Origin of the sequence: Paracraurococcus ruber (assembly GCF_004353985.1) — a bacterium.
In the GTDB taxonomy this organism is placed as follows: Bacteria; Pseudomonadota; Alphaproteobacteria; order Acetobacterales; family Acetobacteraceae; genus Paracraurococcus; species Paracraurococcus ruber.
This window is the reverse complement of record NZ_SMOA01000692.1, coordinates 1-482: the sequence shown is the minus strand read 5'-3', so window position 1 is coordinate 482 and position 482 is coordinate 1. Positions and strand designations below refer to the sequence as shown.

Below are 482 nucleotides of genomic sequence, written 5' to 3'. Positions count from 1 at the left end.
GCGACGTGGCGCAGACGGTGCGCCGCCTGACCGAGACCGGGCGGGCCCTGGCCGCCGAGCAGCAGGCGCGGCAGCGCGGCGAGGCGCGGGTGGCCGAGCTGGACCGCGCCCTGGCCGAGAGCCGCGGCGCGGCGGAGACGGCGCGGCGGGAGCTGGCGGCGCTGCAGCAGCGCCTGGCCGAGGCGCAGGCGGCGCTGGCCGATGCGCAGCGGCAGCTTGCCGCCACGCGGGCGGAGATGGCGGCGCTGGACCGGCAGGTGCAGGCCGGCCGCACGACCATCGAGGCGCGGCTGTCCGACCTCGCCCGGCTGTCCGACCAGGTGCGGGCGCTGACCGCGCTGCGCGATCAGCTGGAGCGCCAGGCGCAGGACGCGGCGCGCCGCGCGGGCGAGGAGCAGCGCGCCCGCGCCGTGGCGGAGGCGACGGCGGCGACCGAGGCGGAGCGACGCCAGGCGGCCGAGCGCAGCGCCGCGGCGGAGGCC

1 pseudogene is annotated in these 482 nt (G+C 82.0%); it reads left to right on the top strand.

The features are described from left to right. Nucleotides 1-482, top strand: a pseudogene (locus tag E2C05_RS33865) (peptidoglycan -binding protein); the annotation flags it as partial.